The sequence below is a fragment of the Pacificispira sp. HM-600 genome (genome assembly GCF_977993705.1).
On the sequence record NZ_OZ388079.1, the window covers coordinates 1,165,951 to 1,190,125 of the forward strand.

Here is a 24,175-nt window from a genome sequence, read left to right on the forward strand (position 1 = left end):
CACGGGGTGTGGCGCAGCTTGGTAGCGCGCGTCGTTCGGGACGACGAGGCCGCAGGTTCAAATCCTGTCACCCCGACAGATGAGGAGGGTCGCCACGGGCGGCCCTCCTTTTTCGTTCCTCTCCCGAATCGAACCTGGAGCACGATGACCGACGCACTCGCGAAGATCCGACTCGTCGCTTTCGACCTGGACGACACGCTCGCTCCCTCGAAGAGCCCCATCCCGGAAGCGGTCGGCGTACATCTTCTCGCTCTCGCCGAGCGTGTCGAAGTCGCGATCATCTCCGGCGGTCAACTCGGCCAGTTCCGCAGCCAGGTCGTTGAACGTCTTCCGAATGCTTCGCCCGAAGCACTCGCGCACATGCACCTGATGCCCACCTGCGGCACGCAGTACTACCGGTTCGACGCGAGCGGCCAGATCGACACGATCTACGCGCACTCCCTCACCGATGACGAGAAGACGCGCGCCATCTCGGCCGTCGAGGAAGAGGCCCGACGACTCGGACTGTGGGAGTCGAAGCCGTGGGGCGACATCCTCGAAGATCGCGGCTCGCAGATCACCTTCTCCGCCCTCGGTCAGCGCGCGCCTCTCGAGGCGAAGGTCGCTTGGGACCCGACGGGATCCCGCAAGTCCGCCCTCCGCGACGCTGTCGCCGCCCGCATTCCCGACCTCGAGGTGCGATCGGGCGGTTCGACGTCGGTCGACATCACGCACCGCGGCATCGACAAGGCCTACGGGATGACGCGGCTCGCCGAGCACACCGGTATCCCCCTCGGTGAGATGCTCTTCGTCGGCGATCGGCTCGACCCGGATGGCAACGACTACCCCGTGCTCGCGCTCGGAGTACCCTGCCACGCGGTCGACGGGTGGGAAGAGACAGTCGAGTACCTCGACGCGCTCCTTCCGACGCTACCGATTCGGTAGCCGGAGCTATGCTGACGCCGTGGAACCGCTCGCTCTCGTCGTCATCGTCGCCGCCGCTGTCAGCGCCGCCTGCTGGATCCTGTCGCTGATCACGAAGGACACCTCGTGGGTCGACCGCATCTGGTCGATCGTGCCGATCGCGTATGTCTGGATCTTCGCGGGTGCCGCGCTGGCCGAGGGTAAGGATGCGTCGCGCCTCGTCGTCATGGCCGCGCTCGTCACGGCGTGGGGTGCCCGCTTGACGTTCAACTTCGCCCGCAAGGGCGGATACTCCGGCATGGAGGACTACCGCTGGGCGATTCTACGCGGACGCATGAAGCCCTGGCAGTTCCAGCTGTTCAACCTGTTCTTCATCGTGCTGTACCAGAACGCCCTTCTGGTGCTGATCACCCTGCCCGCCCAGGTCGCATGGCAGTACGACGCGCCTCTCGGAGTGTGGGACGCAGCGTTCGCCATCCTTTTCCTCGTGCTGCTCATCGGCGAGACCGTTGCGGACCAGCAGCAGTGGAACTTCCATCGCGCCAAGGCCCGGGCGGGCGGACATCTCGGCGAGGGATTCCTCACCACAGGGCTTTTCCGCTTCAGCCGGCACCCGAACTTCTTCTTCGAGCAGGCCCAATGGTGGGCGTTCTATGCGATCGGCGCAACCGCAGCCGTAGCAGCGGGACTCGGCTTCTGGGGCGGCGCGATCAATTGGTCGATCATCGGGGCCGTCCTCTTGACCGTATTGTTCATCGGCTCGACGATCTTCACCGAGGCAATCACGTCGGGCAAGTATCCGGCGTACGCCGAGTATCAGAAGTCGACGTCAATGCTCGTGCCGTGGCCCCCGCGCAGGAGCGCCCCGGTCGTTGAGCGAGCGTAGCGAGACGAAACGACGCAAGCGCTAAGAGGCGTAGCCGTGCGGGTTTTGCTGCTGCCAGCGCCAGTAGTCACGACAGGCGTCGTCGATCGAGAGCCGCGTGGTCCAGCCGAGCTCGTCGGCCGCCTTGGCGGGGTCACAGTACGTTGCCGCAACATCGCCGGGTCGCCGGTCGAGAAACTGCTTGGGCAACTCGTGTCCGACAGCCTTCTCGAAGGCGGCGATCAGGCCGAGCACGCTGACCGGCTCGCCGGTCCCCAGGTTGTAGACCGCGTATCCGGGCTTCGCCTGCTCGAGCGCCGCGACGTGCCCCTCGGCGAGATCGACGACGTGGATGTAGTCCCGCAGGCCCGTGCCGTCGGGTGTGTCGTAGTCGTTCCCGAATACGCCGATGCGCTCGAGCGAACCGATCGCGACGCGCGAGACATACGGCATGAGGTTGTTCGGGATGCCCGCCGGGTCCTCGCCGATCAGCCCGCTCTCGTGCGCACCGACCGGGTTGAAGTACCGCAGCACCGTGACGTCGAGTTCGGGGTTGACCCGGGCCACGTCCTCGAGGACGACCTCATTCATCCGCTTCGATTTCGAGTACGGGTTCGAGAGATCGATGCTCGTACGGGACGTCTCGCGGAACGGCAGGTCCTCCGGCTCGGAGTAGACGGTACCGGTGCTCGAGAAGACGAAGGAGCGGATGCCTCGGGCCAGCCCCACCCGCAGCAGCGCGAAGGTCGTGCCCAGGTTGTTGGCGTAGTACTGCAGCGGCTTCTGCGTCGATTCGCCGACCGCCTTGTGTGCCGCGAACTGCAGGATCGCGTCGAAGGGACCGAACTCGTCGAAGGCACGCTCGACAACCGCGTCATCGGCGGCGTCGCCGATCACGAGCGGCGCGGGGCACCCGGTGATCTTCTCGACGCGCGCAGCCGCCTCGGCGTGGGTGCCCGAGAGGTCGTCGAGCAGGACGACCTCGTGTCCGCCATCGAGCAGTGCGACGGCCGTGTGGGCACCGATATAACCGGCACCGCCGGCGAGAAGAACACGCATGCTCTCAGCCTAAACCGGGCGGCGCGTCGTCCATTGCCGCTACCTGCTGAGCCGGTCGCCCGACTCCTCTAGATAGCAGGCACCGCAGAGCGATTCGTACGTCACGACATGCTCCGCGCGTTCGCCGGCCTCGTCGATCGCGACCTGGTCGCCGTCGAACACGAACCGACCGTCGATGACCCGCCCGTTGAACACCGCCTTCCGACCGCAGCGGCAGATCGTCTTCAACTCTTCGAGGGTATGGGCGATCTCGAGCAATCGTCGCGAACCGGGGAACGCGGCCGTCAGGAAGTCGGATCGGATGCCGTAGGCGAGAACGGGGATGTCATCGTGTATCGCGATGCGGAACAGGTCGTCGACCTGGCGGGGCGTCAGGAACTGGGCCTCGTCGATCAGGAGGCACGAGACATCCACACCCGTCCCGGCACGCGAGCGCTCGCGCTCCGCACGGAACAGCCCACCCGCATCGGCTTCGGGCTCGATGAGAAAATCGACGGTTCGCGAAACCCCCAGGCGCGACGCGATCTGGTCGTCGGCCTTCGTGTCGATCGCCGGTTTGGCGAGCAGCACCCGCTGGCCGCGCTCTTCGTAGTTGTACGCGGCTTGCAAGAGCGCGGTCGACTTGCCGGAGTTCATCGCGCCATAGCGGAAGTACAGTTTTGCCACGCGCAGAGTCTACGGAAGCTGGGTCGGAGCCAGATCAGACGGCCGTGATGGCGAGCGCCGCCGCGGTCTCTTCGATCGTGACCCGCGCGACATCGGGACGGGTGTTCAGCGTCTCGCCGTAGCTGGGAATCAGCTCGCGAAGCTCCGGTTTCCACTGATCGATGCGGTCGGGGAAGCAGGTCTGCAACAGCCCGAGCATGATGGAGACGGCGGTGGATGCACCCGGCGACGCTCCGAGCAGACCGGCGATCGAACCATCCTTCGCCGCGACGACCTCCGTGCCGAACTGCAGCACGCCGATCTTCTTCGGGTCCTTCTTCATGACCTGAGCGCGCTGGCCGGCGTTCAGCAGCTGCCAGTCCTCGTCCTTTGCCGTCGGCACGAACTCGCGCAGCGAATCCATCTTCTTGCCATGGTTCTTCAGCAGCTCGGCGATCAGGTACTTCAAGAGACCGGGGTTATCGACAGCGACCTTCAGCATCGGCAGCAGATTCGCCGGCCGGATCTGCGTCACCAGATCGAACACGGAACCGTTCTTGAGAAACTTCGGGCTGAACGTCGCGAACGGACCGAACATCAGGGATGCCTCGCCGTCCACGACGCGTGTGTCGAGGTGCGGAACCGACATGGGCGGTGCGCCGACGGATGCCTGGGAGTACACCTTGGCACGGTGCTGGGCGATCAGCTCGGGGTTGGAGGTCTTGAGCCACTGCCCGCCGATCGGAAAGACGCCGTAGCCGGAGATCTCGGGGATACCCGAACGCTGGAGGAGCTTGAGCGCCCACCCGCCCGCACCCACGAAGACGAACTTCGCGTTGATCTCGCCGGGCGTTCGCCCCAACCGGTTGCGGGTCTTGACGAGCCACGTCCCGTCCTTCTGACGCTTCAGATTGCGGACCTCGCGGTCGGTGATGACCTCGACTCCGTCGTCACGCAGATGATCGATCAGCTGGTGGGTGAGCGCACCGAAATCGACGTCCGTGCCCGCGGGAACGCGCGTCGCTGCGAAGGGCTCGTCGCTCTTCCGGCGCTTCTGCATCAACAGCGGTGCCCATTGGTTGATCACGCGAGAGTCTTCGCTGTATTCGATGCCCGCGAACAGGGGCTGCGTTCTGAGAGCCTCGTAGCGGCGGCGCAGGTACTCGACATCCTTCTCGCCGCGCACGAAAGTCATGTGCGGTGTGGCGTTGATGAATGTCTTCGGCTCGCTCAGCACACCGCGCTCGACGAGGTTCGCCCAGAACTGACGGCTCTGCTGGAACTGCTCGTTGATCGAGACGGCCTTGGCGGGGTCGACGGATCCGTCGGACGCCTGCGGCATGTAGTTGAGCTCGCAGAGGGCCGCGTGGCCGGTGCCCGCGTTGTTCCACGCGTTCGAACTTTCGAGCGCGACATCCGAGAGTCGTTCGACCAGAACGATCTTCCAGTCCGGTTCGAGTTGATGCAGGAGGGTGCCCAGGGTGGCGCTCATGATGCCGCCACCGATGAGCACGACGTCGACTGTTTCGCTCACCGGACAAGTCTAGTTCTGTGGGTCCGGACGCTCGGACGTCAGGGCATCGCCGATAGCGAAAAGTCGACGGTTCTTACGCGCCCGACACACTCAGGCGTCGACGCTCAGGCCAGCCGCAATGAGCTCCGCGATCTGGACGGCGTTGAGCGCAGCGCCCTTGCGCAGGTTGTCGTTGCTGATGAAGAGTACGAGCCCGCGTCCCGCGGGAGCCGACTGATCGGCACGGATGCGTCCGACGAAGCTGGGGTCCTTGCCAGCTGCCTGGAGGGGGGTGGGAACCTCTTCGAGCTGCACACCCGGGGCATCCGAGAGCACCTCGCGTGCGCGCGCGGGCGTGATCTCGTTCGCGAATTCGACGTTGATGCTGAGCGAGTGACCCGTGAAGACCGGGACGCGGACGCAGGTGCCCGCGACGCGCAGGTCGGGCAGCTCGAGGATCTTGCGGCTCTCGTTGCGGAGCTTCTTCTCTTCGTCGGTCTCGTTGTCGCCGTCGTCGACCAGGTTGCCGGCGAAGGGGATCACGTCGAACGCGATCGGGGCGATGTACTTCTCCGGCTGCGGGAAGTCGACGGCGGATCCGTCCCGCACGAGCCGCAGGGTGTCGCCCTGTGCGAGCACGCCCTCGACCTGTCCGAGCAGTTCCTCGGCACCGGCGATGCCCGAGCCGCTGACGGCCTGGTAGGTGCTGACGATCAGGCGCTCGAGCCCCGCCTCGGCGTGGAGCGCCTTGAGCACGGGCATCGCAGCCATCGTGGTGCAGTTCGGGTTCGCGATGATGCCCTTGTGCGCCTCGGCGATCGCGTGCGGGTTGACCTCGCTCACGACGAGCGGAACCTCGGGGTCCATGCGCCAGGCACTGGAGTTGTCGATCACGACGGCGCCGGCTTCAGCGAACCGCGGGGCGTGCGCGCGACTTCCGGTCGCACCGGCCGAGAAGAGGGCGACGTCGATGCCCGCGGGGTCCGCAGTCGCGACATCCTCGACCACGATGTTGTGTCCGCCGAACTCGAGCGACGTGCCCGCCGAGCGGGCCGTGGCGAACAGGCGCAGCTCACGAATCGGGAACGAACGCTCGGCGAGAATCTCGAGCATCACCGTGCCCACCTGTCCCGTGGCGCCGACGACGGCGACGGAAAGTCCGGAATCTGAGATGCGGGTCATGATGAAACTTTCTTCGGGGCGTGGATTGGGACGATTCTACCGAGGTGCTTCCGAGGCGTCCTCCCCGGCATGTCCCACTTTCAACTGCTATGGGCCTCGGGACGGAAAAATAGCTGGACATCACGCCCTGCCATGTCCCACTTTGGCTCGCTTTAGGTGCGCTGAAGCGGGCCGAAGTGGGACATACGCCCCAAAAAGTGGGACGCGGTCGCGGAAGGTGCGGGCGGGTCAGCGGCCGGAGCCGGCGTGCACGGTTGCCTCGATCTCGCCGTCGAGCCCGTAGGCGCGGTGCACGACGCGCGCCGCCTCGGCGAGGTCGTCCGCACGGACGACGACCGAGATGCGGATCTCGGAGGTCGAGATCATCTCGATGTTGACTCCGAGTACGCTCAGCGCCTCGAACAGCGTCGCGGAGACGCCCGAGTGGGTACGCATCCCAGCCCCCACCACGGAGAGCTTGCCGATCTGATCGTCGTGTACGAGGCTCTCGAAACCGACGGAGCCCTGCTCCCCGGAGAGGGCCTTGAGCGCGAGCGAGGCATCCGCCTTGGGCAGCGTGAACGAGATGTCGGCGCGGCCCGTCGCCGCAGCGGAGACGTTCTGCACGATCATGTCGACGTTCGCGCCGGACTTGGCGACGATCTTGAAGATCTCGGCCGCCTTGCCGGGCACATCGGGAACCCCGATGACCGTGATCTTGGCCTGGCCGAGGTCGGTCGCGACACCCGCGACGATGGGTTCTTCCATGCCATCTCCTTGCTGCTGCAGCGCCGCGTGGCGCTTCTCGTCGAGCACATAGGTGCCCTCGGACGATGAGAACGTCGATCGTGCGTGGATGAGCACGCCATGCCGACGCGCGTACTCGACGGCGCGGATGTACAGCACCTTTGCACCGTTGGCCGCGAGTTCCAGCATCTCTTCCGTCGTGACGGTGTTGAGCTTGCGTGCGCGGGGAACGATGCGCGGGTCCGCCGTGAAGATGCCGTCGACGTCACTGTAGATCTCGCACACGTCCGCCTTCAGCGCCGCAGCGAGGGCGACCGCGGTCGTGTCGGAACCTCCGCGGCCGAGGGTCGTAATGTCACGGGTATCGCGGTTGAAGCCCTGGAAACCGGCGACGATGACGATCGCTCCCTCGTCGAGGGCCTCGCGCAGACGCACGGGAGTGACATCGACGATGCGAGCGGCGCCGTGCGTGGCATCCGTGATCATTCCCGCCTGGCTGCCCGTGAACGATCGCGCCTCGAAGCCCATCGAGTGGATCGCCATGGCGAGCAGCGCCATCGAGATGCGCTCACCGCTCGAGAGCAGCATGTCGAGTTCGCGCGGTGCGGGAATCGGCGCGACCTGCGAGGCGAGGTCCAGAAGCTCATCGGTGGTGTCGCCCATCGCGCTGACCGCGACAACCACGTCGTCGCCGGCACGCCGCGCATCGACGATGCGTTTGGCGACGCGCTTGATGCTCTCTGCGTCCGCGACGGACGAGCCACCGTACTTCTGCACGATCAGCGCCACGATGAAACTCCCGGGGATGAGGAGCGCTCGGATGCCGCGCCCGACGAACTATCTTACGGATGCTCCGACCGCTACTACGATCGATAGGCCATGCGCCAGTATCTTCGCCGACTCCTGCCCTCGCTCGGCGGGCTCATCCGAGGCGAGGTTCCCGCCGACACCGCGACCGAAGCGATTCCCGTAATCGACGATGCGATGGCCGTCGGGATCCTTGACCTCGCCGTGCGAATCGGACAGACGATGCTGGCGACGGGCGCTTCGGCGAGCGACGTCACCGCGACGATCGTTCGAGTGAGCGCGGCCTACGGACTCAGCCCGGTGCATGTCGACGTGACCTATAACTCCATCACCGCCTCGCACCACCGCAGTGGCGCGCCCCGTCCCTTCACTCTGCTTCGGGTCGTGCGTCAGACGGCGCCCGACCACGACAAGCTCCGGCGCCTGCACTCCCTGGTCGCCGAGATCGCACTCGGACTCGAACTCGCGGACGCGCGAACCCTGCTGCGCGAGATCCGACGCTCGCCCTTCCGCTACGGTCCCGGAGTCGTCATCATCGCCCAGGCCGCTCTGGCCGTGGGTGTCGCGGTGATGTTCGGAGCGGGCCCACTCACCGTTGCTGTGGCGTTCTTCGCTGCGGGGGCCGCCGCGGTCACGCAGGCCCTGCTTTCGCGCGCCGCGGTTCCGTACTTCTTCAGTCAGATCGCCGCCGCTCTCGTGCTTACTCTCGTCGCCGCGCTCACTCCTCTCCTGGCGATGACCTCGATACCCGGCGGCGACAGCGTCCGGCCCTCGGTGATCGTCGCCTCCGGGGTCGTGCTGATGCTGGCCGGGCTCACCGTCGTCGGCGCCGCACAGGACGCGATCGACGGTTTCGCGCTGACCGCGACCGGCCGCATCCTCGAGCTCATGACCCAGACGCTCGGCGTCGTGCTCGGGATCCTCGCGGGACTGCAGACTGCGCGTGTGCTCGGCTACGCGATGGAACCGCCGAGCGCCGCACTACCGCTCGGACCCGTACCGCTTCAGTTCGCGGGCGCCGCGCTGATCGCCATCGCGGTCGCCGTCTTCAACGGAGCGGGACTGCGGATCGTCGTGGTCAGCGCCGTTCTGAGCGTCGTGGCTTGGCTGGGCTTCCTCGCGGCCTCCGGCGTCGGTCTCGAGATCGCGGCGGCCAGCGGTGTCGGCGCGTTCGCGGGCAGCTTCGTCGGCGTCCTCGCCGCCTATCGCCTGCACGTACCCGCGGTCGCCATCACCACTGCGGCGATCCTGCCGATGGTGCCCGGGGCAGCAGTCTTCCGCGGTCTGCTCGGCATCGTGGAGTCCGGCGACGATCCGCAGATCATGCTCGAGGGTTTCGGCACTCTGGCCGCGGCGGGAGTGATCGGCGTGAGCCTCGCCGTCGGCGCCTCCCTGGGGATTTACCTCGGGCAGCCGGTGCGCGCCTCCCTCGGCGGCGTCGTTCGCGCCCGCGCTCGGCTGCGCCGTTAGGGCAGCGCGCTAAAGTGCGGGCATGACTCTCGATGACCTCGGCTGGAACGAGTTCAATCTCGGCATCCTCGGAGCGACCGCGGCTCTGGCCGGCCTCGTGATCGTGGCGGCGAGCGTCAACATCGCAGAGATCGTGAAATCGCGCTCTCTGACTGCGCGCCTGGCCGCCGGAATCGCGACGCTCGTGCTCGCAATCACGGCTTCCGCTTTGGCCCTGTTCCCGGAGATCACCTTTGTCGCCTATGGGGCCGCGGTGCTCGTTTCGGCGCTGATCGCGATGGTGTTCAACGCGCACGCGGCGCGTGCGATCACCCAGGACACCGATCCGCAGAACCGCTTCAAGGTGCCGCGTGCCGCCATCAACTTCCTGCCCGCCGCGATCTACGCCGTGGGATCGGCAATGCTGATCGCGGGCGAGCCGGCAGGGCTCGTTGTGGTAGCCGTCGGGGCCATCGTCGCGATCCCGGTCGCATTGCTGATCTCGTGGATCGTGCTCGTCGAAGTCCTCCGCTGAACCGGATACCTTGGGAGGAACCCGCGGGCCGTTCCCGCTACAGGGTCCGTCGACCCTCGAACGCACGACCGAGGGTGACCTCGTCGGCATATTCGAGATCGCCGCCGACCGGCAGGCCCGAGGCCAGACGCGAGACGCGCAGCTGCAGCGTCAGCAGGAGCCGACTCAGGTAGGTCGCGGTTGCTTCACCCTCGAGGTTCGGGTTCGTCGCGAGGATGACTTCCTGCACGGTACCGTCGGCGAGACGCGTCATCAGTTCGGTGACACGCAGATCGTCGGGGCCCACGCCATCGATCGGGCTGATCGCCCCGCCGAGGACGTGGTAAAGCCCGCGGAACTCGCGCGTACGCTCGATGGCCGCGACATCCTTCGCGTCTTCGACGACACAGATGACCTGGGGATTGCGCCGCGGGTCACGACAGATGCTGCAGCGGTCCTGCTCGGACACGTTGCCGCAGACTTCGCAGAAACGGACGCGCTCGCGCACATCGGCCAAAAGCGTCGCGAGCCGCTTCACGTCGAACGATGGCGTCTGCAGGATATGGAAGGCGATGCGCTGAGCAGACTTCGGTCCGATGCCCGGCAGACGACCGAACTCGTCGATCAGGTCTTGAACAATTCCGTCGTACATCAGCTGAACCTCGTGGGCTGTTCGAAGCGTTCCTCGCGTACGAAGGTCGCGCCGAGAACCTGGCGGACGACCGCCTCGCCGTAGCGGTCGGAGCCGCGCGTTGCGGCTGCGGGCGTCGCGCGCGCCGGGGCGGGAGTGGTCTGCGCCGAGCCCGGGCCGAGCACATCGACGTCGGGCTCGTCGGGCATCGGCGGCTCGTCGACACTCAGCACCTGTCCCTCACGCTCGGGCACAGTCCGCCCGGCGAGCGCCGGCGACGCCACCGCCTCTTCGGGTTCATCATCGACGGCGAGCTGTGCGGGGGCGCGTAGCGTGCCGAGCGCGACGGGCGGCTCATCCGCTGTTCGCGGTATCGCGGCGACCGCCCACTCCGTCACCGGTGCCGGAGTCGGAGTGGCAGCCAAGCGAGACCCCGAAACCGGCGCTGAATCTGCTGCTTCGGGACGTTGCGCGGCCGACCCGGGAGCGCGGGCGACCCATCCTGCGGGCGGCTGATCGTCCGGCGGCGAGTCATCGGGCGGACCGTCGTCCGGGGGCGGCGGCTCGTCCGCGGGCGGGGCAGGGTCGGGGCCATCGAGGCGGGCGAGAAACTTTACCCGCACGCCCAGGACCCGGTCGATCGCGGTCCGCAGGTCCTCGCTGGCGTTGGCAGCGACGCCGCGCTGGCGGAACTTCTGCACATCGCTCTGGCTCTGGAAGGTCACCGTGAGCACGTCACCCTCGTAGGCGTGGACGCGGGCATTGCTCGCCACAAGCCATGAGGTGCGACTGATGTCCTCGAGTGTCGAAAGGACCTCGGGCCAGGCGTCGCGGAGCATAGCTACCGTCACGGGTCCGGTCGGGCGAGGGCGGGCCGGTTCCGCAGCCGACGGCTCGGGTGCGGTCGGCGTAGCTGGCGCAGGCTCGGTGGGCGCTGCGGCAGCCGGCACAGCTACGGACACTGCTGGCGCCGGCGATGCCGCTGCAGAAGGTGCCGGCGCAGAAGGTGCCGGCGCAGATTGCGAAGACGCTGCCGGCGCCACCGACGGCGGCGCGCCGGAGCCGGACGTCGACCCGGCCGCGGGCGCCACTTCTGATGCGAGCACGCGCGCGATCATCAGCTCGAGCTGCAGACGCGGAGACGTCGCGCCCGTCATGTCGTCGAGCGTGCGGCTGACCAGGTCAGCGACGCGGGACAGACGTTCGCCGCCGAAGATACGGGCCTGTCGACCCATCCGCTCGAGTTCGTCCACAGGCACACCCCGCAGCACGGCTGACGCTGCGGGACCCGTTGCCTCGACAACGATCAGGTCGCGCAGACGCTCGAGCAGATCATCGACGAAGCGCCGCGGATCCTGGCCGGTCTGCACAACTCGGTCGACGGCACCGAACGCCGCTGCGGGGTCGGGGTCAGCGAGCGCCTCGACGACCTCGTCCAACAACTCCGCGTGGGTGTAGCCGAGCAGGGAAACGGCACGTTCGTACCGGACCGTTGCGGAGCCGGACTCTGCCGAGATGTCCGAACCCGCAATCAGCTGGTCAAGCAGCGACAGGGTGTCACGGGGCGACCCGCCACCGGCACGGACGACGAGGGGCAGCACACCCGGTTCAACCTGCACACCCTCTTGAGCCGAAAGCTCTTGGACGTACTCGAGCATCGGGCCGGGCGGCACGAGCCGGAACGGATAGTGATGGGTGCGGGAGCGGATAGTGCCGAGCACCTTGTCGGGCTCGGTCGTGGCGAAGATGAACTTGACGTGATCGGGCGGCTCCTCGACCAGCTTCAGCAGCGCGTTGAAGCCCTGCTGCGTGACCATGTGAGCCTCGTCGAGGATGAAGATCTTGAAGCGGTCGCGCGCCGGGGCGAAGATCGCTCGCTCACGCAGGTCGCGCGCGTCATCGACACCGTTGTGGGATGCCGCGTCGATCTCGACGACGTCGAGCGAGCCCCCGCCGGCGCGGGAGAGCTCGACGCAGCTCGGGCACACACCGCACGGCGTATCGGTCGGCCCCTCGGCGCAGTTGAGGCAGCGCGCGAGAACACGGGCCGATGTCGTCTTGCCGCAGCCGCGCGGACCCGAGAACAGGTATGCGTGGCCGACCCGGTCGTTGCGCAGTGCCGTCATCAGCGGGTCGGTGACCTGCGCCTGACCGATCATCTGCCCGAATGTCTCGGGTCGATAGCGGCGGTACAGGGCGGCGGTCACGCCCCCAGCCTACGGCGTGGCTGCGACATCCGATCCGCCTACCGTGATCGGACCCGTGAGCGTCGGAATCGTGGTCGAGACGGTGGGCACCGAGGCCGAGAGCAGCGTGCCGTCTTCGCGTCGGATGTCCTCGAACTGCTGGATCGTCGGGCGCCCCGAGCGCACGGGCCCCTGGTCGGCGAGCTCCACCGAGAGCTCCTCCCCCGGCGCGATGACGTACTCACGCCCACGGACCGAGAACGCGATGGGATCGCCCTCTCCCTCTTCCAGACTGAGCGCCATGGCGTCGCGCGTGAGCGTGATGTTCAGGTGGGCGTCGTGCCAGCGCAGCGTATACGAAAGCTCCGGCCACGACTCGGGCAGGCGCGGGTCGAAGGACAGCTCACCGTAGTGATCGCGCATACCACCGAAGCCGCAGACGAGCGCGGTCCACACCCCACCGGCGGATGCCACGTGCACACCATCGGCCGCGTTGTGGTGCAAGTCGCCGAGGTCGACGAATATCGATTGCTCGAAGTACTCCAGCGCCAGGTCCTGGTACCCGACCTCGGCCGCGAGGATCGCCTGCACGACGGCCGAGAGCGTGGAGTCGCCGGTCGTCAGCGGGTCGTAGTACTGGAAGTCGGCCAGCTTCTCTTCAGCCGAGAAATGATTGCCCTGCAGAAACAGCGCGAGCACGACATCGGCCTGCTTGAGTACCTGGAAGCGGTAGATCACGAGCGGGTGGAAGTGCAGCAAGAGCGGGCGACGATCCGCGGGGGTGTTCTCGAGATCCCAGACCTCACGCTCCAGGAACAGAGAATCCTGAGGGTGGATGCCGAGGGCGGGGCTGAACGGGATGTGCATAGCCTCGGCCGCGAGGTCCCAGCCCTCCGCCTCGAGTGGGTCGAGACCGAGGCGGTCGACCATGAGACGGTAGGCGTCGGGAGCGTCCTGCTCCATCTCGCGCACCGTGCGCGCAGCGAAGCGCAGGTTGAACCGCGCCATCACATTGGTGAAGAGATTGTCGTTGACGACGGTCGTGTATTCGTCCGGACCGGTGACCCCGTGGATGTGGAACGTCGCGTCACCCTCACCCTCACGCCAGAAGCCGAGCGTTGTCCACAGCCGTGCGGTCTCTACCGCGATGTCGATGCCCTCGCGGTAGAGGAAGTCGACGTCGCCCGTGCCGCGCACGTACTTCGCCAGCGCATATGTCACGTCGGCATTGATGTGGTACTGCGCCGTGCCGGCGGCGTAGTACGCGGATGCCTCTTCGCCGTTGATCGTCCGCCACGGGAACAGCGCGCCGGCCTCATTGAGCTGGAAGGCGCGGCGACGCGCAGCCGGGAGCATGAGCGCGCGCATCCGCAGTGCATTGCGTGCCCAGAGCGGCGAGGTGTAGGTCAGGAACGGCAGGACGTAGATCTCGGTGTCCCAGAAGTAGTGCCCGCTGTATCCGGATCCCGTGACGCCCTTGGCGGGAACACCCTGACCGTCCGCGCGGGACGCTGCCTGCGCGAGTTGGAACAGACACCAACGCGTCGCCTGCTGCAGGTCGTCATGGCCCCCGATGCGCACATCGGACCGCTTCCAGAAGGCATCCATCCACTCGCGCTGACGGGTGTAGATCGTCTCTACGCCCTCGAACTCGGCGCGATCGAGCGTGCGGCGGCAGCGATCGACGAGCTCACGAGCCGGAACCCCGCGCGACGAGTGATACGAGACGAGCTTTGTCACCGTGATCGGCACGCCCTGCTTCGCCTGCACCCGGAAGACGTTCTTGGCGATGTCGGGCTCGATGAGCGTCCGCGCCTCGTAGTCGTTCTCCGTCTCGATGAGGTGGTCGGCCGAGACCGCGACCGTCATGCCCGACTCGTTGACCTGGTAGCTGAGGGTCGAACGATGGCCCTCTTGCCAGTACTCCTGCGGCAGCAGCACGCGCTCGGCGCCGATCCGCTCCGCTTTGCGAGGGTCGAAACCCGCCGCCTTCGCACGCTTGGCCGAACCGCCGTAGACGTCCTCGCCGTCCTGCCGGTTGATCAGCTGGCAGGAAATGGTCACGGGCGCGTCGGCGTTCAAGACCGTCACGGTCAGTCGCATCACCGCCAGGTGCTTCTCGTCGAAGGACACGATGCGGTCGAAGTCGACCTGCACCTGTTTGCCCGACGGCGTGCACCACACGACGTGGCGACGGAGCAGCCCCTCCTGGAAGTCCAGGACACGCTCGTACTCGCGGACGTCCGCGACATCGAGCGAGAGCGGCTCGTCATCTATGTAGACGCGCATCACCTTGGCGTCGGGGGCGTTGACGATCGTCTGGCCGACCTCGGCAAAGCCGTACGCCTGCTCGGCGTGCCGGATCGGCCAGGTCTCGTGCAGCCCGTTGATGAAAGTGCCGTGCTCGTGAGCGCGGCGTCCCTCGGGTTGGTTGCCGCGCAGTCCCAGATACCCGTTCCCGACCGCGAAGAGCGTCTCGGTGACGCCCGTGTCCTCTTCCGAGTACGAGGTCTCGATGAGGCGCCACGGGTCGACGGGAAACCGATCGCGATCGATCATGACGGGGAGTGCTCCTTAGCGCCGGTCGAGCAGAAAAAAGAAGAGGAGAAAACGGATCAGGGCACGAGTTCGCCGAGATCGGTGACCACGAGGTGCGCGCCGGCCTTCAACAGCTCGTCTGCTCCGACGCCGCGGTCGACCCCGATCACGAGTCCGAATCCCCCGGCGGCAGCCGACATGACGCCCGAGATCGCATCCTCGACGGCCGCGGCGCGCGCGGGTTCGACGCCGACGAGACGGGCGGCCTCGACGAAGACATCGGGTGCGGGCTTGGACGACAGGTTGTCGCGCTCGGCGATGACGCCGTCCATGACGACGGGGAAGCGATCCGTGAGACCCGCGACCTGCAGAACCTCGGTCGCGTTCTTCGAACTCGAAACAACGGCGATCGGTGTGTCGGCCGCCTGCAACGCGTCGAGAAGACGCACCGAGCCGGGGTAGGCGGTGATGCCCTCCGAGCGGAGCACTCCCGAGAACACGACGTTCTTGCGGTTGCCGATGCCGCACACCGTGTCGGCGGTCGGAGGATCGGACGGATCACCCCACGGCACCTCGACGTCGCGGCTGCGCAGGAGGCTCGCGACTCCGTCGTAGCGCTTCTTGCCGTCGAGGTATTCGAAGTAGTCCCGCTCGGTGTAGGCCGGGGTGATGTCCCACGCGGCGAAAAGCTCTTCGAACATCGTCTGCCAGGCGTGCATGTGTACTTCGGCGGTCGGCGTGAGCACGCCATCGAGGTCGAAGAGCACGGCATCGTACGCGGACAGATCGGGCAGAGCGTCGGGCACGGATCCTCCAGGCGACGAACGGGTGAGAAGCATGGCGGGTGAGAGGCATTTCGGACGACACTCGCTCTCGTCGCGATCTCAGCGTACTGGCGGTGTGCACGCCCGTGCGACACGTGTGCGAGGCAGATCAGCTGCTGACGGCCTGCATGCTCTGTCGGGCGATCTCGAGCTCTTCGTTCGTCGGCACGACGAGAACCGTCACGGGCGAGGAATCCGTTGAAATGACGCGGATTCCTCGGCTGCGTGCCGCGTTCCGCTCGGGGTCGATCTGCACGCCCGCGAAGCCGAGCGTCGCGAGTGCCTCGGCACGCACCGCCACGGAGTTCTCGCCCACGCCGGCCGTGAACGAGATGACGTCGACGCCGCCGAGTTGCGCGAGGTAGGCGCCCGCGTAGGCGCGGACCCGATGGATGTACACGTCGAACGCGAGCGCGGCCGCCGAGTCCCCGGCATCTCGACGTGCCACGAGGTCGCGCATGTCGCTCACACCCGCGAGACCTCGGAGGCCGCTGCGCCGGTTGAGGAGATCGTCGAGGTCGTCGATGCTCTGTCCGGCGCGCCGAGCCAGGTGGATCAGCACGGCGGGATCGAGGTCGCCCGAGCGGGTTCCCATCACGAGTCCCTCCAGCGGCGTCAGGCCCATCGAGGTGTCGACCGAACGACCCCCGCGGATCGCCGTGACCGATGCGCCATTGCCGAGGTGGAAGACGATCTGGCGCAGATCCGCGAGATCTCGTCCGACGAAGTGCGCCGCCGCCTCGCTCACGAACTTGTGCGACGTGCCGTGGAACCCGTAGCGGCGGACACGATGCGCTTCCGCCAGGTCGCGGTCGATGGCGTACGTGTACGCGGCCGGCGCGAGCGTCTGGTGGAAAGCGGTGTCGAAGACGGCGACGTGCGGGATGTCGGGAAAGGCCTGCTTCGCGGCGCGGATACCCTGCAGGTTCGCGGGATTGTGCAGCGGCGCGAGCACCGACAACTCGTCGATGTTGATCTCGACCAGCGGAGTGATCAGCGTCGGCTCGTAGAACCGCGCCCCGCCGTGCACGACGCGGTGCCCGACGGCGACCGGAGGCTTGTCGCTGAGGGAGGGACCGTTCTGAGCAAACGCCTCGAGCATCACGGCGAAACCGACCGTGTGATCCGGGATCGGCAGCTCACGGTCGTAGGTGGCCTCGAGCACAGTCGGCGCCGGCTCACCCTCGCGCGCGTGGCCGAAGCCCGCGGCCGAGACTGTGTGGCTCGCGCTGCCCAGGTCCTCGCCGATGCGCTCGACGAGACCGGAGGCGAGCACGTCCTCGGTCGCGACATCGATCAGCTGGTACTTGAAGGACGACGATCCGCTGTTGACGACGAGGATGGCGCTCATGCGTCGGTCTCTCCCTGCGCCTGAATTGCGGTGATGGCGATCGTGTTCACGATGTCTTCGACCAGGGCCCCACGGGAGAGATCGTTGATGGGCTTGTTCAGGCCCTGCAGCACGGGCCCGATGGCTATCGCGCCCGCGGAGCGCTGCACGGCCTTGTAGGTGTTGTTGCCGGTGTTGAGGTCGGGGAAGATGAAGACGGTGGCGCGGCCCGCGACATCCGATCCCGGCATCTTCGCAGCGGCCACCGCGGCGTCGGCGGCCGCGTCGTACTGAATCGGTCCCTCGACAGCGAGCTGCGGCGCCCGCTCCCGGACGAGGTCAGTCGCGACGCGGACCTTCTCCACATCGGCCCCCGAGCCGGACGTCCCTGTCGAATACGACAGCATCGCTACCCGCGGCTCGATACCGAACTGCTCGGCGGTCGCGGCAGACGAGATCGCGATGTCGGCCAGCTGCTCGCTCGTCGGATCGGGGATCACGGCGCAATCACCGTAAACGAGCACACGGTCGGCGAGCGCCATGAGGAACACGCTCGAGACGACAGACACCCCCGCCTTCGTCTTGATGATCTCGAAGGCGGGACGGATGGTGTGTGCCGTCGTGTGCGCGGCGCCCGAGACCATGCCGTCGGCCATCCCGAGGTGGACCATCATCGTGCCGAAGTACGAGCCATCCGTCACCGTGTCCGCCGCCTGGGCGTATGTCACGCCCTTGTGTGAGCGCAGGCGCGTGTACTCTTCGGCGAATCGGTGCACGTGGACCGCGTCGAAGGGGCTCAGCACCTCGGCGGCCCGGATGTCGATTCCCAGCTCGATGGCGCGGTTTCGCACCTCGATCTCTTCGCCGAGGATCGTGAGGTCGGCGATACCGCGCGCGAGCACGCGCGCGGCGGCGCGCAGCACCCGGTCGTCCTCTCCCTCGGGCAGGACGATGCGGCGGCGGTCGGAGCGTGCCCGCTCGACGAGTTGGAACTCGAACATCAGCGGCGTGACGACCGTGGCCCGAGCAACGCCGATCGCGCGCAGCAGCTCGGTCGTATCGACGTGCGTCTCGAACAGCGACAGCGCCGTGTCGTAGCGCCGCTGCGAATCGGCCGCGAGGCGACCGCGCGTGTTCATGATGCGGACGGCGGTGTCGTAGGTGCCGAGGTCTGTCGTGATGATCGGGAGCGTCGACCCGAGTCCGTCGATCAGGCGCATGATCGGGTCCGGCAGGTCGAAACCACCGTTCAGGACGATGCCCGAAATCGAGGGGAAGGTGCCCGACGCGTTCGCGAGCAGGGCGGCGAGCAGCACCTCGGAGCGATCTGCGGGGATGACCACGACAGCCCCCTCGAACAGGCGCGGCAGCACGTTGACCATCGACATCCCCGCGACGACGACGCCGAGCGCCTCGCGCGTCAGGAGATCGGGGTCACCCGTCAGGAGCGTGCCGTCGACCGAGCGCATGATGCCGCGGATGGACGGAGCAACGAGGAACTTATCCTCGGGGATCGCCCACACCGGAACGCCCGCACTGCCGTGCGCCGCCACGGTCCGCCGCAGCGTTGCCACGGTCTCGCCGAGGCGATCGGAATCGGCACGGTTCGCGACCACGGCGAAGAGCTCGGCCCGGCCGTGTGCTAACTCGACGAGCGCGAGGTCGGCGATCTGGCCCACCTCGTCCGGGGTGCGGGCGATCGAGGAGCCGAGCTGTTCGCTCTGCCCCTGACCCGCTCGTCCGCCGAGCACCAGCAGCACCGGGGCCCCCAGGTTCGCCGCGATGCGCGCGTTGAAGGCGAGCTCGGCGGGGCTTCCGACATCCGTGTAGTCGCTGCCGAGGATCACGACGGCATCGCACTGCGCCTCGACCGCCTTGAAACGCTCGACGATCGCACCCAACGCACCCTCGGGATCGGCCCGGACGTCGTCGTACGTGACCCCGATGCACTCGTCGTACGTCAGCTCGACACCGTCGTGTTCGAGCAGCATTTCGAGCACGTAATCGCGTTCGAGCGTCGAGCGCGCGATCGCTCGGAAGACACCGACCCGCGCCATCGCGTGGCTCAGCGTGTCGAGCACCCCCAACGCGATGGAGGACTTGCCCGAATGACCCTCTGCGGACGTGATGAAGATGCTCTGCGCCACGTCGTCCAGCCTAGGCGCCTGGAAAGAGTAAGACTCTCCGCGCACCCGGCAGAGCCTGGTTACCCTTGCTACGTTTCCGTCCTGGGGGAGTTGGCCTGGATACCGCCGCGCGGAGAGCTGCCCCCAGTCTAACCATCCCTCCCCCGCCGTCGAGAACGAGTGGGCCCCTTCACCGGGGGATCCACTCGGAGTCAGTCAACTCCCGGCCGCCCTGCACGCCACCGGGGTTACGATTGGGTAACGCGGGGTCGATGTCGCCCCCTCCACCCGACGACGATCCAGGGGGTCGCATGCCGGATTCACCCGCACCTGCCGAGCTGCTCGACGGGGCCGACCTGCGGCGCAGGATGTCCCCCGCTCCTCCCATACCCATGGATGCGGAGAGGTTCTCGGAGCTCACCCGCGCGATCGGTTCATCCGTCTCGAGCGTGATCGATGGCAAGCCCGCGGCTGTGCGCACAGCCCTCGTGGCCCTGCTCGCCGAGGGACACCTGCTGATCGAGGATGTCCCGGGAGTTGGTAAGACGATGCTCGCGAAGGCTTTAGCGGCATCCGTGGACGCGAGCGTGAGGCGCATCCAGTTCACCCCGGACCTGCTTCCCGGTGACGTGACCGGTGTGTCGGTGTACGACCCGGCCGAGCGTGAGTTCGAGTTCAAGTCCGGCGCGATCTTCGCGCACATCGTCATCGCCGATGAGATCAACCGCTCGTCGCCCAAGACCCAGTCCGCGCTGCTCGAGGCGATGGAAGAGGGTCAGGTCACCGTGGATGGCCGGACGCATCCGCTGCCCGACCCGTTCCTCGTGGTGGCCACGCAGAATCCGCTCGAGATGGAGGGCACCTACGCCCTGCCCGAAGCACAGCGCGACCGGTTCATGATCCGGATCTCGATGGGGTACCCCGATGCCGCGTCCGAGGCGCTGATGCTGCGCCAGCGCGATACCGTCAATCCGCTCGAAGCCCTGCAACCCGTCGTGACCACCTCCGAGGTGTCGCGCATGATCGCGTTCGCGCGCAGCGTTCACGTCTCGCCCTCGGTCGGGGAGTACGCCGTGGCGCTCTCGCAGGCCACGCGATCGCACCCCGAATTGCGGCTCGGTGCGAGCCCGCGTGCGACGCTCCAGCTCGTGCGTGCCGCCAAAGTGTGGGCGGCGCTGGATGCCCGCAACTTCGTCATCCCCGATGATCTGATCGCGCTGCTCCAACCGGTCTTCGCGCATCGCCTCATCCCGACGCGCAGCGTCACGGGTGCACGCGCGCGGGGCGGCACGGACACGGTCGCGGCTGTCATCGACCGCATCGCCGCCACGGTTCGGGTACCGGTCGCGGCCCACTCATGAGGCGCGGCTGGCCCTTGACCCTGCGCGGTACGGGTGCGTTAGCGCTCGCGATCGCCAGCTTCGCCCTGGCCGGCGAACTCGGCATCGTGGAGTTGATGTACATCGGATGCCTGCTGGTCGCGCTGCTCGTGGCCGGCTTCGTGGTTCTGCACGTCGGGCGCCGAGTCGGCCAGGCCGAGCGCACCCTCCGCCCGGATGTCGTGCCGGTCGGGTCGTCGACCCGGGTACGCGCCCATGTGACGATGCGGAGCGTTTCACCCTTCGGCACGATCCACTGGTCGGATGGCCTCCCCGACGCACTCGAAGGCGAGGCACGAGGGGAAGCATCGGGGTTCGCGACCCGCGCCGCGGGGATCGATCAGCCGCTCGACCTCGCCTACACCGCGCGTGCAGTACGGCGAGGCGTCTGGAGCATCGGTCCTCTGACTCTGCGTACGACGGACCCCTTCGGTCTCGTCCGCCGCAGGCACACACCGGTCGGCGACACCCGGATCGTGGCGGTGCCCGCCGCCATCCCGCTCCCCCATGTGGCGATCTCGGCGGGCGAAGCCGGCGGCGCGTTGCATGCCTCGACGGACCAGTTGGGGCAAGGGGCCGACAACCTGATTGCGCGCCCCTACGCTCCGGGGGACTCGATGCGTCGCATCCACTGGCGAGCAACGGCTCACCGCGACACCCTGATGGTGCGGCAAGAAGAGCAGGAGTCGACTCCGGCCGCAACCGTACTGCTCGACCTCGGCGCGCCACGGTGGGATGCCTCCGCTCGACACGACACCGGAGTGGATCCCGCGTTCGAAGCGGCGCTCTCGACCTGCGTCTCGATCGTCCTGCGTTTTGCCCGGGACGGCTACCAGGTCGTCGTTTCCGACACCGATGGCACACCCCTGTGCGAGCCCCTGCCGGGAATCGACGCGCCCGAGGATGTCGAACAGATGTTGCTGCGGTTCGCATCCCTCGTCTCTCGCCGCGACGACACGCTGCCGGGTCTCGCGCAGCGCTACGCGGGCGCTGAGGCAGGTCCGCTCGTATTGATCACGGGCGTCCTGCGTCTTCAGGACGCCGATGTCCTGGCGCCACTGGCCCACCACTCGAGCCTTCCCATCCTGCTCGCCGCCAGCCCGTCCGCGGATGCGCTCGAGCGCGCCACACAGGCCGGGTGGCGGACCGCCGCGATCGGCCCCGACGTGGATCTGTCCGACGTGTGGTCAGATGTTGCCGACCGCGGAGCGCACCATGTCTTCGCCTAAGCGCCGGTCGCGATCGCGGCCGTCTGCGGGCCTCGCGATTGCGGTGCTGGTCGGGGTGTCGACAGCGCTTCTGCCCCTCCTCCGCGTTGTCGAACCGGGTGCCTGGCTCGTCGGAGCCTTCGCGATCATCGCCCTGGTGCTCGCCGCGGGATATGTCGCACGGCGCTTTGGCCTGCCGCCCCTCACCGTGAGTCTGATCGGCATCGGTGTCTGGGTCGTCACCGTCAGCGTCGTGTTCTTCCGGAGTTCCGCCCTGTTCGGTGTCATCCCGATGCCCGCGACATTCCGCGACATTCCGCTTCTCGTCGATGCGGCGATGACTCAGGTGCGAGACGGCGCCGCGCCCTTGGACGCGGGCGTGGCCCTGTCGTTCCTGATCGTTGCTGCGGCCGGACTCCTCGCGATCGCGATCGATCACGTCGTCGTCTCGGCGCGGATGCCGCTGCTCGCCGCCGTGGCGTTGATCACCATCTATCTCATCCCCGCCATCGCGGTGCCCCGAAGCGTCGACATCGGGACCTTCATCGCCTTCGCCGCGGGCCTGATGCTGTTGCTCGGCGGAGAAACCGCAACCCGAGACCGCGGCGGCAACGGCAATGGCGACGGCGATCGCGCCCGGGCCGAAGGAACGCGGCGCGGCACGGCCGTCACGGCCGTCGGCGTCGGAGCGGCGGCTCTCGTCGTGGCGATCGTCGCGACACCCGCACTGCCCGCACCGGTACCCGGTGGCACGAGCATCGTCGCCATTCGCGGCAATACGATCGACCCGTCCCTCGACCTCGGCCGCGACCTCCGGCGCCCGGCAGACACCGCGGTGCTGCAGGTGCGCAGCGATGCACCGACCCCGCCATACCTGCGCGCCGTGACCTTGTCGCGCTTCGACGGCGACGAGTGGAAGCCGGACCGGGGCATCGGCACATCGGTCGACGAGGAGTTCGAGCCGCTTGTCGTCGACTCGGATATCCCCATCGCCGAGTACACCGCGACCGTGCAGGTCGTGAACTACGTGAGCCCCTGGCTGCCGGTGCCTTACCCGGCGGTGAGCGTCGACGGCCTCGAGGGTGACTGGTCGGTGCTCCCGCAGAATCGGACCGTCATCTCGCGCTCCTCGTCGCCGCAGGGGCAGGAGTACGAGATCACATACGATGTGCCCCGCCCGTCCGCTGAACGCATCCGCTCGTCCGAAGCCGCTCTGGGGTCGGATTCGTCGATGCTCGACCTGCCCGAGAACGACCCCGCGGTCGCCGCGATCCGCGAGCAGGCCCTCGCTGTGACATCCGCGACGAGTAGCGACTACGACGCCCTGGTAGCGCTGCAGCGGTGGTTCCGCGGTCTCGAATTCGAGTATTCGCTCAACGCACCCGTCCGTGCCGGATTCGATGGCACGGGACTCGAGGCGGTCCAGGAGTTCCTCGCCGTGAAGAGCGGCTACTGCGTGCACTTCGCCTCGGCGTTCGCGATCATGGCGCGGACTCTCGGCATGCCCGCACGCATCGTCGTCGGGTACCTGCCCGGGACGGCGACGACCGATTCGATCGACGACGAGACCGTGTACGAGGTGTACAGCTCTCAGCTGCACTCGTGGCCCGAGGTCTACTTCGAGGGCATCGGGTGGATTCCCTTCGAGCCGACGAAGAGCCTCGGCGTGCCGACGGCGTTCGCCTCGTCCACGATCCCGGGCACGGCCGACGGTCTGACCGAAGAGACGGCGCCACTCGCGCCCGAGGCCCCGTCCGCATCGCTGCCGCCCGACCAAACCGATGGGCTGGACGAGACCGGTGCCGCAGCCGGGGACACCACCGTGGGCGCCGGCCCGTCCATCGTTCTGGTCCTTGCGGTGTTCGCGGCTTCCGCGTTGCCCGGTCTGTGGCGTGCGATCCGTCGGCGGCACCGGCTGATCGTGGCACACACCGGCGATGCCCCAGCGGCGTGGGCCGAGGCATCCGACACGGCGGCGGATCTGGGCATCGCTTTGCCTCGTGGAGAGTCACCCCGCGTGCTCGGGCGGCGGCTGGTCGACGAGCACGGCGCGGATGCCGCGTCGATGGCTGTGCTGGTCGCAGCGATCGAGCATTCGAGCTATGCGCCAACGGGATCGGCGAGCGAGCGTCGATCGGGTGAGCCGCTCGACGATGCCGTCAGAGCCGTTCGCGGAGGGATGATCGCGGCCTCGGACAGGCGCACGCGCTGGTCTGCAGCCCTCGTGCCCAAGTCGCTGTTCGGGCGGCGGGGGGCAGAGGCCCGGGTGACAGGATAGGATGGTCGGCGG

The 24,175-nt window shown here is 67.5% G+C and carries 18 protein-coding genes, 1 tRNA gene and 1 other RNA gene; 8 read left to right on the forward strand and 12 right to left on the reverse strand.

Features of this window, described 5'->3' with window-relative positions:
- The first annotated feature begins 2 nt into the window (after positions 1–2).
- The 3 genes from ACXZ1E_RS05465 to ACXZ1E_RS05475 all read left to right on the forward strand — a co-directional run bounded on the left by ACXZ1E_RS05465 (position 3) and on the right by ACXZ1E_RS05475 (position 1,789).
- A tRNA-Pro gene (locus ACXZ1E_RS05465) sits at positions 3–76 on the forward strand.
- Positions 77–144: 68 nt separating this feature from the next.
- Positions 145–924, forward strand: a complete 780-nt coding sequence (locus ACXZ1E_RS05470; protein WP_458042395.1) for an HAD-IIB family hydrolase — start codon at positions 145–147, stop codon at positions 922–924.
- A gap of 19 nt (positions 925–943) precedes the next feature.
- Entirely contained in the window at positions 944–1,789 is an 846-nt protein-coding gene (locus ACXZ1E_RS05475) for a DUF1295 domain-containing protein (RefSeq protein ID WP_458042396.1), read from the forward strand.
- Positions 1,790–1,810: 21 nt separating this feature from the next.
- Here the strand turns inward: ACXZ1E_RS05475 and galE are convergent, their stop codons facing one another.
- The 5 genes from galE to ACXZ1E_RS05500 all read right to left on the reverse strand — a co-directional run bounded on the left by galE (position 1,811) and on the right by ACXZ1E_RS05500 (position 7,682).
- The gene (galE, locus tag ACXZ1E_RS05480; protein ID WP_458042397.1) at positions 1,811–2,827 is read right to left on the reverse strand and encodes a UDP-glucose 4-epimerase GalE; all 1,017 of its coding nucleotides are present in this window, start codon (positions 2,825–2,827) and stop codon (positions 1,811–1,813) included.
- A gap of 39 nt (positions 2,828–2,866) precedes the next feature.
- Positions 2,867–3,493 carry a thymidine kinase gene (locus tag ACXZ1E_RS05485; protein ID WP_458042398.1) on the reverse strand — a complete coding sequence of 209 codons (627 nt, stop codon included), beginning with the start codon at positions 3,491–3,493 and terminating at the stop codon, positions 2,867–2,869.
- Between the two features lie 34 nt (positions 3,494–3,527).
- Positions 3,528–5,006, reverse strand: a complete 1,479-nt coding sequence (locus tag ACXZ1E_RS05490; RefSeq protein ID WP_458042399.1) for a malate:quinone oxidoreductase — start codon at positions 5,004–5,006, stop codon at positions 3,528–3,530.
- Positions 5,007–5,096: 90 nt separating this feature from the next.
- The gene (locus ACXZ1E_RS05495; RefSeq protein ID WP_458042400.1) at positions 5,097–6,167 is read right to left on the reverse strand and encodes an aspartate-semialdehyde dehydrogenase; all 1,071 of its coding nucleotides are present in this window, start codon (positions 6,165–6,167) and stop codon (positions 5,097–5,099) included.
- A 228-nt stretch (positions 6,168–6,395) separates the two neighbouring features.
- On the reverse strand, positions 6,396–7,682 hold the full coding sequence (locus ACXZ1E_RS05500; RefSeq protein ID WP_458042401.1) for an aspartate kinase: 1,287 nt from the start codon (positions 7,680–7,682) through the stop codon (positions 6,396–6,398).
- Between the two features lie 90 nt (positions 7,683–7,772).
- On the opposite strand from ACXZ1E_RS05500, the gene ACXZ1E_RS05505 reads away from it, so the two are divergent.
- Complete coding sequence (locus ACXZ1E_RS05505) at positions 7,773–9,170, forward strand: threonine/serine ThrE exporter family protein (RefSeq protein WP_458042402.1); 1,398 nt, start codon at positions 7,773–7,775, stop codon at positions 9,168–9,170.
- Between the two features lie 22 nt (positions 9,171–9,192).
- The gene (locus ACXZ1E_RS05510) at positions 9,193–9,684 is read left to right on the forward strand and encodes a hypothetical protein (RefSeq protein WP_458042403.1); all 492 of its coding nucleotides are present in this window, start codon (positions 9,193–9,195) and stop codon (positions 9,682–9,684) included.
- A 37-nt stretch (positions 9,685–9,721) separates the two neighbouring features.
- Here ACXZ1E_RS05510 and recR read toward each other — a convergent pair whose 3' ends face one another.
- From recR to ffs, 7 genes are all read right to left on the reverse strand, one after another.
- Entirely contained in the window at positions 9,722–10,315 is a 594-nt protein-coding gene (gene recR, locus ACXZ1E_RS05515) for a recombination mediator RecR (RefSeq protein ID WP_036297771.1), read from the reverse strand.
- A complete protein-coding gene (locus ACXZ1E_RS05520; protein WP_458042404.1) occupies positions 10,315–12,501 on the reverse strand; it encodes a DNA polymerase III subunit gamma and tau in 2,187 nt (728 codons plus the stop codon). Before ACXZ1E_RS05520 ends, recR begins: the two co-directional genes overlap by 1 nt.
- Positions 12,502–12,510: 9 nt before the next feature.
- Entirely contained in the window at positions 12,511–15,039 is a 2,529-nt protein-coding gene (locus ACXZ1E_RS05525; protein WP_458042405.1) for a glycoside hydrolase family 65 protein, read from the reverse strand.
- A 56-nt stretch (positions 15,040–15,095) separates the two neighbouring features.
- Complete coding sequence (locus ACXZ1E_RS05530) at positions 15,096–15,824, reverse strand: HAD family hydrolase (RefSeq protein ID WP_458352059.1); 729 nt, start codon at positions 15,822–15,824, stop codon at positions 15,096–15,098.
- A 127-nt stretch (positions 15,825–15,951) separates the two neighbouring features.
- Positions 15,952–17,193 carry an acetate/propionate family kinase gene (locus ACXZ1E_RS05535; protein WP_458042407.1) on the reverse strand — a complete coding sequence of 414 codons (1,242 nt, stop codon included), beginning with the start codon at positions 17,191–17,193 and terminating at the stop codon, positions 15,952–15,954.
- Positions 17,190–19,319: a phosphate acetyltransferase gene (gene pta, locus ACXZ1E_RS05540; RefSeq protein ID WP_458042408.1), complete on the reverse strand. Its 2,130-nt coding sequence runs from the start codon at positions 19,317–19,319 to the stop codon at positions 17,190–17,192. Before pta ends, ACXZ1E_RS05535 begins: the two co-directional genes overlap by 4 nt.
- 25 nt (positions 19,320–19,344) lie before the next feature.
- Positions 19,345–19,441: signal recognition particle sRNA small type (gene ffs / locus ACXZ1E_RS05545), an RNA gene on the reverse strand.
- A 168-nt stretch (positions 19,442–19,609) separates the two neighbouring features.
- Here ffs and ACXZ1E_RS05550 point away from each other — a divergent pair.
- Genes ACXZ1E_RS05550 through ACXZ1E_RS05560 form a run of 3 tightly spaced genes read left to right on the forward strand, consistent with a single transcriptional unit; the run spans position 19,610 to position 24,163 of the window.
- Complete coding sequence (locus ACXZ1E_RS05550; protein WP_458352060.1) at positions 19,610–20,659, forward strand: AAA family ATPase; 1,050 nt, start codon at positions 19,610–19,612, stop codon at positions 20,657–20,659.
- A 14-nt stretch (positions 20,660–20,673) separates the two neighbouring features.
- Positions 20,674–21,906 (forward strand): DUF58 domain-containing protein, encoded by a 1,233-nt coding sequence (locus tag ACXZ1E_RS05555; RefSeq protein ID WP_458042409.1) that lies wholly within the window; start codon positions 20,674–20,676, stop codon positions 21,904–21,906.
- Positions 21,893–24,163 carry a transglutaminase family protein gene (locus tag ACXZ1E_RS05560; protein ID WP_458042410.1) on the forward strand — a complete coding sequence of 757 codons (2,271 nt, stop codon included), beginning with the start codon at positions 21,893–21,895 and terminating at the stop codon, positions 24,161–24,163. The genes ACXZ1E_RS05555 and ACXZ1E_RS05560 overlap by 14 nt, the downstream gene beginning before the upstream one ends.
- Positions 24,164–24,175: the final 12 nt, after the last annotated feature.